Source organism: Tenacibaculum crassostreae, from assembly GCF_964512405.1.
Classification (GTDB): domain Bacteria; phylum Bacteroidota; class Bacteroidia; order Flavobacteriales; family Flavobacteriaceae; genus Polaribacter; species Polaribacter crassostreae.
This window is the reverse complement of the sequence record NZ_CAZELE010000005.1, coordinates 340,109-356,270: the sequence shown is the minus strand read 5'-3', so window position 1 is coordinate 356,270 and position 16,162 is coordinate 340,109. Positions and strand designations below refer to the sequence as shown.

The window sequence follows — 16,162 nt, the reverse complement described above, 5'->3', positions numbered from 1 at the left end:
AAAATAACGTTGAAAATTAGTTTTGTTGTTCTTTTAAAAGCTAAAAATACGTTAATAAAACGCTGGTTAATTTGGTTTTGTTGATAAATTATGATTTTTTTGTTTAAAATTCAAGGATTTATACATTTTGAAGCAAACAACCACCAATAAGTTAAAGATAATTAACGATCCTATTTACGGATTTATCTCTATACCGAATTCACTAATTTTCGACATTATTGAGCATCCGTATTTTCAAAGATTACGTAGAGTAACTCAAATGGGATTATCAAATTTAGTGTATCCAGGAGCAAACCACACTCGATTTCATCATGCTATTGGTTGTATGCATTTAATGCAAAAAGCTGTACGAGTATTACGTTTAAAAAATGTTGAAATTTCAGAGGAAGAAGCGAATGCTCTCTACATCGCAATTTTACTTCACGATATTGGTCATGGTGCATATTCGCATGCTTTAGAACATAGTATTGTGAATGGAATTACGCATGAAGAAATTTCATTAAAGTTTATGAAAGCGTTGAATGATGAGTTTGGCGGAAAACTAAGTTTGGCAATTCAAGTTTTTGAAGGAAAACATCCACGTAAATTTTTATACCAATTAATATCGAGTCAGTTAGATATTGATCGTTTAGATTACTTGAAAAGAGATAGTTTTTATACGGGGGTTGCTGAGGGAAATATTTCTTCTGAACGTTTAATTGCTATGATGAATGTGGTAGACAATGAGTTAGTTATTGAACAGAAAGGAATTTATTCTGTAGAAAAATTCATTATCGCGCGTCGTTTAATGTATTGGCAAGTGTATTTGCATAAAACAGGTTTAGTTGCTGAAAATATTTTGGTAAGTGTGTTGAAAAGAGCAAAAGAGTTAGCTACAAAAGGAGTAGAATTGCCAGCTAGTTCTGCATTAAAATACTTTTTATACAATCCAATTACCAAAGAGAATTTTTCAGATAAAACACTTCAAATTTTTTCTGAGTTGGATGATTATGATGTTCTTTCAGCAATTAAAGAATGGAAAAATCATGATGATTTTGTATTGTCTACTTTGGCAAAGAAAATCATTGATAGAAACTTGTTTAAAATTGAAATTCAAGAGAAACCGTTTACAAATGAACAATTAGAAAAGCGTAGAAAAAAGCTTCAGGATTTGGTGAATATTAGCAGTGAAGAGTTAGAGTATTTTGTTTTTTCTAACGAGATTAAGCATCAAGCCTACAATACTGAAAAACCAATAAAAATTTTCACTAAAAAAGGAAAATTAAAAGATATTGCTAAAGCCTCTGATCAGCTAAACCTTAAAGCATTAACAAAACCAGTAATAAAATATTACTTGTGCTATCCTAAAAAAATAATGTAGGTGTTTTTAGAAACAAATTCTAATCAAGAGGTAATTGAACAAAATTAATTACTTTTGCACTTAATGAAATTTACAGCAAAACAAATCGCCGATATTTTAGAAGGTGAGATTGAAGGAAATCCAGAAGCTGAAGTATCTAAACTTTCAAAGATAGAAGAGGGTACAGAAGGTTCGTTAACCTTTTTATCTAACCCTAAATACAATCCATATATTTATACAACTAAGGCTACAGTAGCTATCGTTAATAAAAGTTTTGTTCCTGAAAAGGAAATAAAAGTAACGCTGATAAAAGTTGAAAATGCGTATAAATCATTTTCTAGATTATTAGAGTTTTATAATGAAGTTAAAAACAACAAAACAGGTAGAGAGAACCCTAATTTTATTGCTGAATCAGCTGTAATTGGTGACAATGAATACGTAGGAGCTTATGCTTATATAGGTGAGAATGTTGTAATAGGAAACAACGTAAAAATATATCCTAGTTCGTATATCGGAGATAATGTTGTAATAGGAGATAATACGGTAATTTTTGCTGGAGTAAAGATTTATTCAGAAACAGTTATTGGGAAAAACTGTAAAATTCACTCAGGAGTAGTTGTAGGATCTGATGGTTTCGGATTCGCTCCTGATGAAAATGGAGAATACAAAGCAGTACCTCAAATAGGAAATGTAATTATTGAAGATAATGTTGATATTGGAGCTAGTTCTACAATAGATAGAGCTACATTAGGTTCAACAATTATTCGTAAAGGCGTCAAGTTAGACAACCAAATTCAAATTGCTCATAATGTTGAAATTGGAAAGAATACAGTAATAGCTTCTCAAACAGGGATAGCAGGATCTACTAAGATTGGAGAGAATTGTATGATTGGAGGTCAAGTAGGTATTGTTGGTCACATCACGATAGGAAACAATGTAAAGATTCAAGCGCAATCAGGAATTGGTAAGAGTTTAAAAGACGGTGAAGTAGTTCAAGGAACACCAGCTTTTGGATATTCTGATTATAGCAAGTCATATGTATATTTTAAAAACCTGCCTAAGCTTGCATCTACAGTAAATAGAATAGAAAAAGAGTTGAATGCTCAAAAAATAAATAATGAGTAAGAAACAAAAAACTATACAAAAAGAAGTTACATTATCGGGTGTAGGATTACACACAGGTAATGAGGTGACTATGGTTTTTAAACCAGCACCAGAAAATCATGGATTTGCTTTTATGCGTGTTGATTTAGAAGGAACACCAATTATTGAAGCAAAAGCAGAGTATGTAACAAATACTCAAAGAGGTACAAATCTTGAAAAAAACGGAGTTCAAATACAAACATCTGAGCACGTTTTAGCAGCAGCAGTTGGTTTAGATATCGATAACCTTCTTATCGAAATCAATGCTTCAGAGCCACCAATTATGGATGGTTCGTCAAAGTTTTTTATCAAAGCTTTAGAAGAAGCAGGTATTGTTGAGCAAGAAGCAGAAATTGAAGAGTATGTTGTTAAAGAGATTATCTCTTACAAGGATGAAAATACAGGTAGTGAAATTATCTTAATGCCTGCAGATGAGTACCAAATCACTACTATGGTCGATTTCGGAACCAAAATTCTTGGAACTCAAAACGCTACTCTAGAAAGAATTTCAGACTTTAAAGAAGAAATATCAGCAGCAAGAACATTTAGTTTCTTACACGAAATTGAAATGTTATTAGAAAACGATTTAATTAAAGGTGGAGATTTAAACAACGCTATTGTGTATGTAGATAAAGAGTTATCAGAAAGCACAATGGAAAAATTAAAAGGAGCTTTTAATAAAGATAACGTTTCTGTTAAACCAAATGGTATTCTTGATAATTTAGAATTACATTGGGCAAACGAAGCTGCGCGTCATAAATTACTAGATGTAATTGGAGATTTAGCATTAGCAGGTACTCGTATTAGAGGTAAGGTGATTGCTAACAAACCAGGTCATGGTGTAAATACATCATTTGCTAAGAAATTAGCAAAAACGATTAAGATGGAAAAGCGTAATAACGTACCGTCTTACGATTTGCATCAACAGCCACTAATGGATATCCATCAAATTATGGATATCTTACCACACAGACCTCCATTTTTGTTGATTGATAGAATTATTGAATTATCAGACAAACACGTGGTCGGAATGAAAAATGTTACAATGAATGAAGATTTCTTTGTTGGACATTTTCCAGGAGCACCGGTAATGCCAGGGGTATTACAAGTAGAAGCAATGGCTCAGTGTGGAGGGATTTTAGTATTAAGTACTGTTCCAGATCCTGAAAATTATTTAACATATTTCATGAAAATGGATAATGTTAAATTCAAACAAAAAGTATTACCTGGTGATACTTTAATATTTAAATCAGAATTAATAGCTCCAATTCGTAGAGGTATTTGTCACATGCAAGCCTATGCTTATGCTAATGGTAAATTGGTTTGTGAAGCAGAATTAATGGCTCAAATTTCAAAAGTAAAATAACATGAATCAACCACTTGCGTACGTTCATCCACAAGCAAAAATAGCTCGTAACGTAGTTATTGAACCTTTTACAACCATTCATGCCAATGTTGAGATTGGTTCAGGAACTTGGATTGGTTCTAACGTTACTATTATGGAAGGTGCTCGTATTGGTAAAAATTGTCGAATTTTTCCAGGAGCAGTTATTTCAGCAATTCCACAGGATTTAAAATTCAATGATGAAGAAACAACTGTTGAAATAGGAGATAACGTTACGATAAGAGAATGTGTTACGATTAACAGAGGAACTTCAGACAGAATGAAAACTGTTATTGGAGATAACTGTTTAATTATGGCGTATTGCCATATTGCACACGATTGTAAAGTTGGTGATAATTGTATTTTCTCAAACAACTCAACCTTAGCAGGTCATGTAACTGTGGGAGATAATGTAGTATTAGCAGGTATGGTTGCAGTTCATCAGTTTGCTTCGGTTGGAAATCATGCGTTTGTAACAGGTGGTTCGTTAGTTCGTAAAGATGTACCTCCTTTTGTTAAGGCTGCAAGAGAACCGTTATCGTATGTAGGTATTAATTCTGTTGGATTGCGAAGAAGAGGTTTTTCAACTGAAAAAATTAGAGAGATTCAAGATATTTACAGAATTTTATTCCAGAAAAATTACAATAATTCCCAAGCGATAGATATTATTGAAGCTGAAATGGAAGCTACTTCAGAGCGAGATGAAATCGTTCAGTTTATCAAAGATTCGCATCGCGGAATTATGAAAGGGTATTTTAAAGCAAATTAATTAGTAAAATTGCACTTTATAAAGCAATAATAAAGATCACATAAATGGCAACAACATCAGATATTAAAAAAGGATTGTGTATTCGATATAGTCACGATATATTTAAAGTTATTGAGTTTTTACATGTAAAACCTGGAAAAGGACCTGCTTTTGTTCGTACAAAATTAAAGAGTGTTACTACAGGAAAAGTAATTGATAACACATTTTCTGCAGGGCATAAAATTGAAGACGTTCGTGTTGAAACACATAAGTTCCAATATTTATATCCAGAAGGCGATATTTATCACTTCATGAATACAGAGGATTACAATCAAATTACACTTCAAAAATCAGTATTAGATGCTCCAGAATTAATGAAAGAAGGAGAAGTTGTAACTGTTTTAATCAATACTGAAGACGGTATGCCTTTATCAGTTGAAATGCCATCGCATGTAATTTTAGAAGTTACACATACTGAGCCAGGTGTAAAAGGTAATACAGCAACCAATGCTACTAAACCAGCAACCGTTGAAACAGGAGCTAGAATTAATGTACCTTTATTTATTAATGAAGGAGATAAAATTAAAATAGATACCGAAAAAGGCGCATATACAGAGCGTATCAAAGAATAATTTAATATTCCCGCTTTAGCGGGAATTTCTTTTTACAAATGAAATTTAAACAGCCTCAAACTTTAGAACAAATAGCTTCTTTGTTAGAAGTTGAATTTGTAGGTGATAATAACTTTTCAATTACAGGAATTAACGAAATTCACGTAGTAGAAAAAGGGGATATAGTTTTTGTAGACCACCCAAAATACTATGATAAAGCATTAAATTCAGCAGCAACTACTATTTTGATCAATAAAAAAGTGGATTGTCCTGAAGGAAAAGCATTATTGATTTCTGATGATCCTTTTCGTGATTTTAATAAAATCACGAAACACTTCAATCCTTTTATAGCATCAAAAAGTAGTATTGCTGAATCTGCTATTATTGGTGAAGGTACAATAATTCAACCTAATGTATTTATTGGAGAAAATGTTGCAATAGGAAAAAATTGCTTAATCCATGCTAATGTTTCTATCAATAATAACTGTGTAATTGGTGATAATGTAACGATTCATGCCAATACAGTTTTAGGAGGAGATGCTTTTTATTATAAAAACAGACCTGAAGGTTTTGATAAGCTAATTTCTGGAGGTAGAGTAGTAGTAGAAGATAATGTAGATTTAGGTGCATCGTGCACGATTGATAGAGGAGTAACGGGCGATACAACTATTGGAGAAGGAACAAAGGTTGATAATCAAGTACATATAGGTCACGATACTTTGATTGGAAAAAAGTGTTTGATTGCAGCACAAACAGGTATTGCAGGTTGTACGGTTATTGAAGACGAAGTAACTATTTGGGGACAAGTAGGGATTATTAGTGGCTTGACTATTGAAAAAGGAACTGTTTTAATGGCACAAACAGGTGTAACAAAATCACTAAAAAAAGGAATATACTTCGGAACACCACAGCGAGAATACCGTCAAACATTACGTGAGGTTATCTATTTAAAAAATGTAACAAATCAAGATAAAAAGTAACACAAAATTAATTGGGAAAACTCAATTAAAACAGTATTTTTGTCTGACTTTAAAAAATAAAAAAACAAACCAATGAGTGTTTTAGTAAATAAAGATTCAAAGATTATAGTTCAAGGTTTTACAGGAAGTGAAGGAACTTTCCATGCAGGTCAAATGATTGACTACGGTACCAATGTTGTTGGAGGTGTTACTCCAGGAAAAGGTGGTCAAGAGCACTTAGGAAAGCCAGTATTTAACTCAGTTGCTGAAGCTGTTGAAAAAGCTGGAGCTGATACTTCTATTATTTTTGTACCACCAGCATTTGCTGCTGATGCAATTATGGAAGCTGCTGAAGCAGGAATTAAAGTAATTATTTGTATTACTGAAGGAATTCCTGTTGGTGATATGACTAAAGTTAAAGCATATATAGATGCTAAAGAAGATTGTACTTTAGTAGGACCTAACTGCCCAGGAGTAATTACTCCAGAAGAAGCAAAAGTAGGAATCATGCCAGGATTTATCTTTAAAAAAGGTAGAGTAGGTATTGTTTCTAAATCTGGAACATTAACGTATGAAGCTGCTGACCAAGTTGTAAAACAAGGATACGGAATTACTACTGCTATTGGTATTGGTGGAGATCCAATTATTGGAACTACTACAAAAGAAGCTGTTGAATTATTAATGAATGATGAGGAAACTGATGCAATTGTAATGATTGGTGAAATCGGAGGTCAATTAGAAGCTGAAGCTGCTCGTTGGATTAAAGCTGATGGTAACCGTAAGCCAGTTGTTGGTTTTATAGCAGGACAAACTGCACCAGCAGGTAGAACAATGGGACATGCAGGAGCAATCGTTGGAGGAGCTGATGATACTGCACAAGCAAAAATGAAGATTTTAGCAGAAAACGGAATTCACGTTGTTGAATCTCCAGCTAAGATCGGAGAAATGGTAGCTAAAGTTTTAGCTTAATTTTAAAACAAACGATTTTAACATAAACTGTTAAAATTTTACCATAAATTATTTTAAAATCCGTTGAATTCGTAAATTCAACGGATTTTTTATTTTAATCAAAACTAAATATTAATGAAAACAATTAAGTTGCTATTTATTAGCATGTTGCTTATTACTGCTATTGGTTGTAAGCAATCAACTACTTCAGAAAAAGAGGTAAAGACAGAAAAACAAAAAGATGCCAACGGTTTTAATTACGAAACTGTTACTAATGACCCAACAGGTTTACGACTGTATACTTTAGATAATGGTCTTAAAGTGTATTTAAGTAAAAATACTGATGAACCTAAAATTCAAACCTACATAGCGGTAAGAGCGGGTTCAAATTATGATCCAAAAGAATCTACTGGTTTAGCTCACTATTTAGAGCACATGGTATTCAAAGGAACTCATAAAATCGGTACTGTTGACTGGGAGAAGGAAAAAGAATATTTAGAAAAGATTTCTAATTTATACGAGCAGCATAGAACAGAAGAAGATCTTGAAAAGAAAAAAGAGATTTATAAAGAGATTGATAAAGTTTCTTTAGAGGCTTCAAACTATTCAGTAGCTAACGAGTATGATAAAATGACTGCTTCATTAGGTGCAACTGGTACTAATGCTCACACATGGTTTGAAGAAACTGTTTATAAAAACAAAATTCCAGCAAATGAGTTAAACAAGTGGTTAGATTTAGAGGCTGAACGTTTTAGTACATTAGTTTTACGTTTATTCCATACTGAATTAGAGGCTGTTTTTGAAGAGTTTAATAGAGGGCAAGATAATGATTGGCGTAAGCGTTATGCGGCTATGTTAGATGGATTATTCCCTAATCATCCATACGGACAGCAGACTACCATTGGTACAGGACAACATTTAAAGAACCCTTCAATGATAGATATTCATAATTATTTTGACAAATATTATGTGCCAAATAACATGGCTGTAGTGTTAGTAGGAGATTTAGATTTTGATGCTACCATTAAAAAAGTGAATGAGACTTTTGGAAAACTTGAAAAGAAAGAATTAACTCATCCAACGTTACCAAAAGAAGAGCCAATTGCACAACCGATTATTAAAGAAGTTTTTGGTCCAACATCAGAGTCAATTTCTATAGCTTATAGATCTCAAGGAGTAAATACCGAAGAAGAAAAATTTGTTACTCTTTGCGATATGATTATGGCAAATGGTAACGCAGGGTTATTAGATTTAAACTTAAATCAAAAACAAGTAGTGCAAAGTGCTAGTTGTTCTCCAACATTTTTAAATGATTATGGTTACCACTCTTTTACTGGAAACCCAAAATCAGGTCAGACTCTTGATGAAGTTAAAGACTTAATTTTAGAACAAATCGAAAAATTAAAAAAAGGAGAGTTTGAAGAGTGGATGATTGAAGCTGTTGTTAACGATTTAAAATTAAGTCAAACACGTCAGTATGAAAACAATACAGCTTTAGCGGGTGCTTATTTTAATGCGTTTATTCACCACGAAGATTGGTCGGATAAGGTGAAATTTTTAGATGATTTAAAGAAAATTTCTAAACAAGAATTAGTTGATTTTGCTAACAAATTCTATCAAAATAATTACGTTGTAACTTATAAGCGTAAGGGTGAAGATAAAAATATTGTAAAAGTTCAAAACCCAGGAATTACTCCAGTAAACTTAAATAGAGATAAGAGTTCTGAGTATTTACAAGCGTTTAACAAAGTAGAATCAGATCCATTACAACCAAAATTTGTTGATTATAAAACAGCGATTAAGGAAACTAAGTTAAATAACGATATTAAAGTTTCTTATGTGTTAAATGAAAATAATGATTTATTCGATTTGAATATCATTTTCGATATGGGTAAAGACAACGACAAAAAGTTAAGTCTTGCTGCTGGTTACTTAGAATATATTGGTACCGATAAATATTCTGCTGAAGAAATCAAAAAAGAGTTTTATAAGTTAGGAGTAGACTATTATGTCAGTGCTCAAGATGATAAGACGTATGTTGGTTTACGTGGATTAAAAGAAAATTTACCTAAAGGATTAGAATTGTTAGAGCATTTATGGGAAAATGCAAAAGCAGATCAAGAGGCGTATGACAAGTATGTTGAAAAAATCTACAAAGGTCGTCAAGATGGTAAAACTCAAAAAGGAAATATTCTTTGGGGAGGTTTAATGAACTATGGAAAATACGGAGAAAATTCTCGCTTAAGAGACATCATGCAAATTGATGAATTAAAAGCAATTAATCCTGAAGAGCTTGTAAACATTGTGAAAGGAATGAAAAATTATAAGCAACGAATTTTCTATTATGGTAAAGATGTTGATGCTGCAGTAGCTGCATTAAATACACATCATAAAATTTATGGAGAGTTAAAAGATTACCCAGAAGCTAAACAGTATGTAGAAACTGAAACAGGAGGTAATGTTTTCTATACTGATTATGACATGGTACAAACTGAAATGTTATTCTTAGCAAAAGGAGAACCATTCAAGCCAGAAAATTTAGCAGCTTCAACATTATTCAATACGTATTTTGGTAGTGGATTATCATCAATCGTTTTCCAAGAAATTCGTGAATCTAAATCGTTAGCATATTCTGCATTTGCATCGTATAGTAATGCAAGAAAAAAAGAAGATCCTAACTATGTAATGGCGTATGTTGGTACTCAGGCAAATAAGTTAGAGCAAGCGGTAGAAGCTATGATGGATTTAATGAATAATATGCCAGAAGCTGAAAAGCAATTCAATGCAGCTAAAGAAGCTACTCTTAAGAAGTTAGCAGCTCAAAGAATTACAAAATCTAACATTTTTTGGTCGTATGAAAGATTAAAGAATTTAGGTATTGATAATGATAATAGAGAAGAAATGTACAATACCATTAAAAATATGTCGATGGAAGATTTAAAAGCATTTTTCGATAAAAATGTAAAAGGAGAATCTTACAACGTAATGGTAATTGGAAACAAAAAAGATTTAGATGTAAAATCGTTACAAAAATTAGGTAAAATTAAAGAACTAGATGTTGATTATTTATTTAATTATGTAAACGAAAAGAAGATAAAATCTTAATTTATAAAAGTTTACATCATAATAAAATCCTGCTAAAAAGTAATCTTTAGCAGGATTTTCTTTTTATATTTGATGCTATTAAAACAACTAATAAATGAAACTTTTAGAAAATAAAACAGCAATTATTACGGGTGCTACAAGAGGTATTGGTAGAGGAATTGCTTTAGAGTTTGCAAATCAAGGATGTAATGTTGCATTTACTTATAATTCATCTGTTGATGCAGCAACTGCTTTAGAAAATGAGTTAAAGGCTTTAGGTGTTAATGCAAAAGGATACCAATCAAATGCAGCCGAATTTGATGCTGCTCAAGACTTAGCTAAAAATGTTTTAGAAGAATTCGGAACTATTGATGTGTTGGTAAACAATGCAGGTATTACCAAAGACAATTTGTTAATGCGTATTTCTGAAGAAGATTTTGATAAAGTAATTGAAGTAAATTTAAAATCTGTTTTCAATTTAACAAAAGCAGTAATTCGCCCAATGATGAAACAACGTGCAGGGTCAATCATTAATATGAGTTCTGTAGTTGGGTTAAAAGGAAATGCTGGTCAAGCAAATTACGCAGCTTCAAAAGCAGGAATTTTAGGATTTTCAAAATCTGTTGCTTTAGAATTAGGTTCTCGTAATATTCGTAGTAACGTAGTTGCTCCAGGATTTATTGAAACTGAAATGACTGCAAAGTTAGATGAAAAAGTTGTTGAAGGTTGGAGAAATGAAATTCCTTTAAAAAGAGGAGGAACTCCAGAAGACATTGCTAACGCATGTGTTTTCTTAGCATCAGATATGAGTTCGTATATTACTGGTCAAACACTATCAGTTGACGGAGGTATGTTAACGTAATTTTCAAAATAGAAAAACTAAAAAAGCCTGTATCATTTTTATGATACAGGCTTTTTTTATCTGAGGGGTTAGATTTGCTTGTAAGGGGGCAAGCACGAGGGGTTTGCCTGGGGGACAATTTTTCTAAACTCAAACTTATAGGGGAATAAGTTTTAGGGGAGAGTTTAGTTATTAATGATTTACAAATTCCAAATTATTTGTTAGGGGAGACAAATTTTAAGGGGTTATTTGAATTTTATAAATCACCAATAATTAGGGTATTTTTAGGGAATCATTTTTATTGTTATCTTTTTTTAAAATCTTCAAAGGTTCCATCATCGTAAAGAACCAAAATGTTTTTAATTTCTCTAAAAGCAGCTGATTCTTTTGGTTTTTGTTGACTCTCTGAGAATCGCGTATTTGATTTTTTTTCGGGTTCTTGTTCAAATACAACATTTTCAGTGAATAGAGAAGGAACGTCATTTTTTTCTATTTTTACTTCTCTACGTTGGTTTTCTGTTTGAGGAGGAAAACTACCTTTACCATAAACTAACCAATTCAAATCAACTTCATCAAAAGCTGTTTCTACTTTAATAATAAAATCTAGACTCGGATTATTTCTACCTGATAACAGGTGTGAAATGCTAGATCTTGGAACATCAATTTTATCTGCAAAGCTCGAAGCTGATAAATTGTAATAATCTAATATCTGTTTTAATCTTTCTATCATTTGTTTACCGATGTAAACCTTAGGGGTTGTTTACGATTGTAAATATAGCGTGTTTTATAATTGTAAACAAATAAAATTCAATATTTTTTAAATTTTTATTTTTAAACAACTATTAAGTGCTTTAACAAACTGCACTTAAAACACTGCTAAACAGTTAGTTACATTGATAGTATAAATAAAATTTATATTTATCTTCAAGAAGTGTTTTTTACAATTGTTATTAATTAATTAAAGAAAACTTGTTGTTTAAAAATGTAAAACAAGTGTTTATGTACTCAATCTATTATACTAAAGAAGCATACATTACTATCTAAGATGATTTTATAGCCTAATTTAAAACACTCTAATATAAATAAGTGTACTTTGATTATTTAGGCATATAAAAAAGTTAATCAACCAATTAAAGTTGATTATTCAGATAAAACTATAGATGTAGCTATGTACATCAACAATGTATTTATAAAATACTATTATAAGTAATTTGCTTTTAAAGAAGAGAAGCTATATTGTATAATAATTAAATGAAGTGTGTCTTTATAATTAACAAATGTAAATTATTGACCTCAAGTAATTACATTTGTAAAAAAAGAAAACGCCCTATATAGAGCGCTTTCGTATAATTGAGAATTTACTATTCTACTTATTTTTTATTTTCTATCCATTTACGAGCATTTACAAAAGCTTCTAACCATGGTGAAACTTCATCTTGCCTATCTTGTGGATAGTTTGCCCAATTCCATTGGAAAGTTGAACGCTCAATATGTGGCATCGTTACTAAATGACGCCCTGTTTTATCACATAGCATTGCCGTGTTATAATTAGAACCATTTGGATTGTTAGGATATCCTTCATAACCATACTTTGCCACAATGTTATAATTGTCTTCAGTTTCTGGTAAATTGAATTTTCCTTCTCCGTGAGAAATCCAAACTCCTAATTCAGTTCCAGCTAAACTAGATAACATTACTGAATTATTCTCTTGAACTTTTACAGATGTAAACGAACTCTCATGCTTTTTAGAATCGTTGTGTAACATCTTACCATGTTCCTTATGTTCTGGATTGATTAATTCTAATTCCATAAATAACTGACATCCGTTACAAATACCAACAGAAAGCGTGTCTTCTCTTTTAAAGAAGTTTTTCAAAGCAGTATTTGCTTTTTCATTATATAAGAATGCTCCGGCCCATCCTTTAGCAGAACCTAAAACATCTGAATTTGAAAAACCTCCAACTGCACCAATGAATTGAATATCTTCCAACGTTTCACGACCAGAAATTAAATCGGTCATATGAACATCTTTCACATCAAAACCAGCTAAATACATAGCATTTGCCATTTCACGTTCTGAGTTTGAACCTTTTTCACGAATAATTGCAGCTTTTGGTCTGTTAGTTACAGTGCCCACTGTATCAGTAAGTTTTCCTGTAAAATGAGTTGGGAATGTATATTGTAATGGTTGATTCTTATAATTATCAAAACGATCTTTAGCTAAACCATTAGCTGTTTGTTTTTGATCTAATAAATACGAAGTCTTATACCAAGTATCTCTTAATTGACTTATTGAAAGATTGAAAGTATCAGAATTATTAACCACGCTTAGCGTGTCTGATTCAGTTACCGAACCAATTTTAAAGAATTCAATATTATTATCGGCTAAAGTTTGTTCGACAGAAGAATCTAATGCTTGGAAAACAATTCCTGAGTTTTCTGCAAATAACAACTTGATGCTATCAGTTTCATTTAAAGCAGATAAATCTAAGTTTGCACCTACATTTACATCTGCGAAACACAATTCTAATAAAGTGGTAATTAATCCTCCTGACGCCACATCGTGACCTGCAACGATTTTTCCTTCTTTTATTAAATTCTGTAAAGTATTAAAAGTAGATTTAAAGAACTCATTATTTTTAATAGTAGGAGCAGAGTTTCCTAATTTATTTAGGATTTGTGCAAAAGAACTTCCTCCTAATTTAAACTTATCTTGCGATAAGTTGATGTAATAGATGTTTCCTTTATTTGGTTGTAAAACAGGTTCTACTACTTTTGTAATATCGTTACAGTTTGCAGCAGCAGAAATAACTACAGTACCTGGAGAAATTACTTCTTCATTAGGGTATTTCTGTTTCATTGATAAAGAATCTTTTCCTGTAGGAACATTGATTCCTAAATCGATAGAAAAATCTGAAACCGCTTTTACTGCTTTGTATAAACGAGCATCTTCACCTTCATTTTTACAAGGCCACATCCAGTTTGCCGATAGTGAAACTGATTGCAATCCATCTTTTAAAGGAGCCCATACAATATTAGTTAACGCTTCAGCAATTGAGTTTTTACTTCCTGCTTCCGGATCAATTAATCCTGAAATAGGAGAGTGCCCAATCGTAGTAGCAATACCTTCTTTACCTTTATAATCTAATGCCATTACCCCGACATTGTTCAATGGAATTTGTAAAGAACCAACACATTGTTGCTTCGCTACTTTTCCTCCAACACAACGGTCAACCTTATTTGTTAACCAATCTTTACAGGCAATAGCTTCTAATTGTAATACTTGTTCTAGATAGTTAGTGAAATTTTCTTTAGAATAGGCAACGTCAGCGTAATTACGATTGACAGTTTTATCAGTCATAATCGTTTTTGGAGAACTACCGAACATATCTTCTAAAGCTAAATCCATTGGTTTGTTACCGTTGGTTTTAGATTCAAAAGTAAAACGATGGTCACCAGTAACATCACCAACAGTGTACATAGGTGAACGTTCACGTTCAGCAATTTTATTAAGAGTATCAATATGCTTTTCAGCAATTACTAACCCCATACGCTCTTGAGATTCATTACCAATAATCTCTTTATCAGATAGGGTAGGGTCTCCAACAGGTAATTTATCTAAGTCGATGTTTCCACCAGTATCTTCTACTAATTCAGATAAACAGTTTAAGTGTCCACCAGCTCCGTGATCGTGAATAGAAACAATAAAGTTTTCATCACTCTCTACCATACCACGAACCGCATTGGCAGCACGTTTTTGCATCTCTGGATTTGAACGCTGAACAGCGTTTAATTCAATTCCTGTAGAAAACTCTCCAGTATCAGCAGAAGAAACCGCAGCTCCTCCCATACCAATACGGTAATTTTCACCTCCAAGAATAACAATTTTATCTCCTTCTTGTGGAGTATCTTTTAATGCTTGTTCTTTTTTACCATATCCGATACCACCTGCTTGCATGATTACTTTATCGAAACCAAGTTTGCGAGCATCTTCTTCATGTTCAAAAGTTAGAACAGAACCACAGATTAAAGGTTGTCCGAATTTATTACCAAAATCAGAAGCTCCGTTAGAAGCTTTGATTAAGATGTCCATTGGAGTTTGATATAACCATTTACGTTCATCCATTCCTTTTTCCCAAGGACGATTCTCTTCTAAACGAGAATAAGAAGTCATATAAACAGCAGTTCCAGCTAATGGTAAAGATCCTTTTCCGCCAGCTAACCTATCGCGAATTTCACCACCTGATCCTGTAGCAGCCCCATTGAAAGGCTCAACAGTAGTAGGGAAGTTATGTGTTTCTGCTTTTAATGAAATAACAGATTCAAACTCTTTTGTTTCGTAAAAATCTGGTTTATCTGCACTTTTAGGAGCAAATTGCTCCACTTTAGGACCTTTAATAAAGGCAACATTGTCTTTATATGCAGAAACAATATCGTTAGGGTTCTTCGCAGAAGTTTCTTTAATTAATTTGAATAAAGAGGTAGGCATTTCTTCGCCATCAATAACAAAAGTTCCGTTGAAAATTTTGTGACGACAGTGTTCTGAGTTTACTTGAGAGAATCCAAAAACTTCAGAATCAGTTAATTTTCTACCAATTTTAGCAGCAACTTCTTCTAAATAAGTAATCTCTTCGTCGCTCAAAGCCAATCCTTCTTGCTCGTTATAAGCAGCGATATCCTCAATTTCTAAAATAGGTTCAGGTTGAATATCAATTGTAAAAGTTTCTTGGTTTAATCCCTTGAACTTTTGAGAAATCATTGGATCGAAATTAGAAAAATCTTCAGCTACAGCTTCAAACTCTTCAATTCTGATAATATCAGAAATTCCCATATTTTGAGTAATTTCAACAGCATTTGTACTCCAAGGAGTAATCATAGCTGCTCTTGGGCCAACAAAAAAGGCGTCAAGAGACGCCGTGTTTATTTTAGGTTGGTTGCCAAATAACCAAGTTAACTTCGAAATTGTTTCAGATGTTAATTCTTTTGTTGTTTGAACAGCAAAAACTTTGCTGTTTGTGTTTCCAAAGAAATGAATCATTAGTATAGTTGTGTTTGTGTGTTGTTGTTTTAAAGGCGTAAATTTAGTTCTTTTGAATGAAATAAA

11 protein-coding genes are annotated in these 16,162 nt (G+C 32.3%); 9 read left to right on the top strand and 2 right to left on the bottom strand.

Going from position 1 to position 16,162, the window contains the following annotated elements; translation table 11 throughout:
- Positions 1 to 127 precede the first annotated feature (127 nt).
- From ACKTST_RS07015 to fabG, 9 genes are all read left to right on the top strand, one after another.
- Complete coding sequence (locus tag ACKTST_RS07015) at positions 128 to 1,360, top strand: HD domain-containing protein (RefSeq protein WP_408047038.1); 1,233 nt, start codon at positions 128 to 130, stop codon at positions 1,358 to 1,360.
- 63 nt (positions 1,361 to 1,423) lie between these two features.
- Positions 1,424 to 2,464: a UDP-3-O-(3-hydroxymyristoyl)glucosamine N-acyltransferase gene (gene lpxD, locus ACKTST_RS07010; RefSeq protein WP_408047037.1), complete on the top strand. Its 1,041-nt coding sequence runs from the start codon at positions 1,424 to 1,426 to the stop codon at positions 2,462 to 2,464.
- The gene (locus ACKTST_RS07005; RefSeq protein ID WP_408047036.1) at positions 2,457 to 3,848 is read left to right on the top strand and encodes a bifunctional UDP-3-O-[3-hydroxymyristoyl] N-acetylglucosamine deacetylase/3-hydroxyacyl-ACP dehydratase; all 1,392 of its coding nucleotides are present in this window, start codon (positions 2,457 to 2,459) and stop codon (positions 3,846 to 3,848) included. The genes lpxD and ACKTST_RS07005 overlap by 8 nt, the downstream gene beginning before the upstream one ends.
- Position 3,849: 1 nt before the next feature.
- A complete protein-coding gene (lpxA, locus tag ACKTST_RS07000; RefSeq protein WP_408047035.1) occupies positions 3,850 to 4,635 on the top strand; it encodes an acyl-ACP--UDP-N-acetylglucosamine O-acyltransferase in 786 nt (261 codons plus the stop codon).
- A gap of 44 nt (positions 4,636 to 4,679) precedes the next feature.
- Positions 4,680 to 5,246 carry an elongation factor P gene (gene efp, locus ACKTST_RS06995; RefSeq protein ID WP_408047034.1) on the top strand — a complete coding sequence of 189 codons (567 nt, stop codon included), beginning with the start codon at positions 4,680 to 4,682 and terminating at the stop codon, positions 5,244 to 5,246.
- A gap of 38 nt (positions 5,247 to 5,284) precedes the next feature.
- On the top strand, positions 5,285 to 6,205 hold the full coding sequence (locus tag ACKTST_RS06990; RefSeq protein ID WP_408047033.1) for a UDP-3-O-(3-hydroxymyristoyl)glucosamine N-acyltransferase: 921 nt from the start codon (positions 5,285 to 5,287) through the stop codon (positions 6,203 to 6,205).
- Between the two features lie 72 nt (positions 6,206 to 6,277).
- Positions 6,278 to 7,153 (top strand): succinate--CoA ligase subunit alpha, encoded by an 876-nt coding sequence (gene sucD, locus ACKTST_RS06985; protein WP_408047032.1) that lies wholly within the window; start codon positions 6,278 to 6,280, stop codon positions 7,151 to 7,153.
- A gap of 114 nt (positions 7,154 to 7,267) precedes the next feature.
- Entirely contained in the window at positions 7,268 to 10,237 is a 2,970-nt protein-coding gene (locus tag ACKTST_RS06980) for a M16 family metallopeptidase (protein ID WP_408047031.1), read from the top strand.
- Between the two features lie 94 nt (positions 10,238 to 10,331).
- A complete protein-coding gene (gene fabG, locus ACKTST_RS06975) occupies positions 10,332 to 11,078 on the top strand; it encodes a 3-oxoacyl-[acyl-carrier-protein] reductase (RefSeq protein ID WP_408047030.1) in 747 nt (248 codons plus the stop codon).
- A gap of 283 nt (positions 11,079 to 11,361) precedes the next feature.
- Here the strand turns inward: fabG and ACKTST_RS06970 are convergent, their stop codons facing one another.
- Positions 11,362 to 11,787 carry a helix-turn-helix domain-containing protein gene (locus tag ACKTST_RS06970; protein ID WP_408047029.1) on the bottom strand — a complete coding sequence of 142 codons (426 nt, stop codon included), beginning with the start codon at positions 11,785 to 11,787 and terminating at the stop codon, positions 11,362 to 11,364.
- A 640-nt stretch (positions 11,788 to 12,427) separates the two neighbouring features.
- Positions 12,428 to 16,096, bottom strand: a complete 3,669-nt coding sequence (gene purL / locus ACKTST_RS06965; RefSeq protein WP_408047028.1) for a phosphoribosylformylglycinamidine synthase — start codon at positions 16,094 to 16,096, stop codon at positions 12,428 to 12,430.
- Between the last annotated feature and the right edge of the window lie 66 nt (positions 16,097 to 16,162).

Bases quoted from the DNA above. Each gene is read 5' to 3' on its own strand.
- lpxD (WP_408047037.1), top strand. From the start codon at position 1,424: ATGAAATTTACAGCAAAACAAATCGCCGATATTTTAGAAGGTGAGATT.
- ACKTST_RS07005 (WP_408047036.1), top strand. From the start codon at position 2,457: ATGAGTAAGAAACAAAAAACTATACAAAAAGAAGTTACATTATCGGGT.
- lpxA (WP_408047035.1), top strand. From the start codon at position 3,850: ATGAATCAACCACTTGCGTACGTTCATCCACAAGCAAAAATAGCTCGT.
- efp (WP_408047034.1), top strand. From the start codon at position 4,680: ATGGCAACAACATCAGATATTAAAAAAGGATTGTGTATTCGATATAGT.
- sucD (WP_408047032.1), top strand. From the start codon at position 6,278: ATGAGTGTTTTAGTAAATAAAGATTCAAAGATTATAGTTCAAGGTTTT.
- ACKTST_RS06970 (WP_408047029.1), bottom strand. From the start codon at position 11,787: ATGATAGAAAGATTAAAACAGATATTAGATTATTACAATTTATCAGCT.
- ACKTST_RS06980 (WP_408047031.1), top strand. From the start codon at position 7,268: ATGAAAACAATTAAGTTGCTATTTATTAGCATGTTGCTTATTACTGCT.
- ACKTST_RS06990 (WP_408047033.1), top strand. From the start codon at position 5,285: ATGAAATTTAAACAGCCTCAAACTTTAGAACAAATAGCTTCTTTGTTA.
- purL (WP_408047028.1), bottom strand. From the start codon at position 16,096: ATGATTCATTTCTTTGGAAACACAAACAGCAAAGTTTTTGCTGTTCAA.
- fabG (WP_408047030.1), top strand. From the start codon at position 10,332: ATGAAACTTTTAGAAAATAAAACAGCAATTATTACGGGTGCTACAAGA.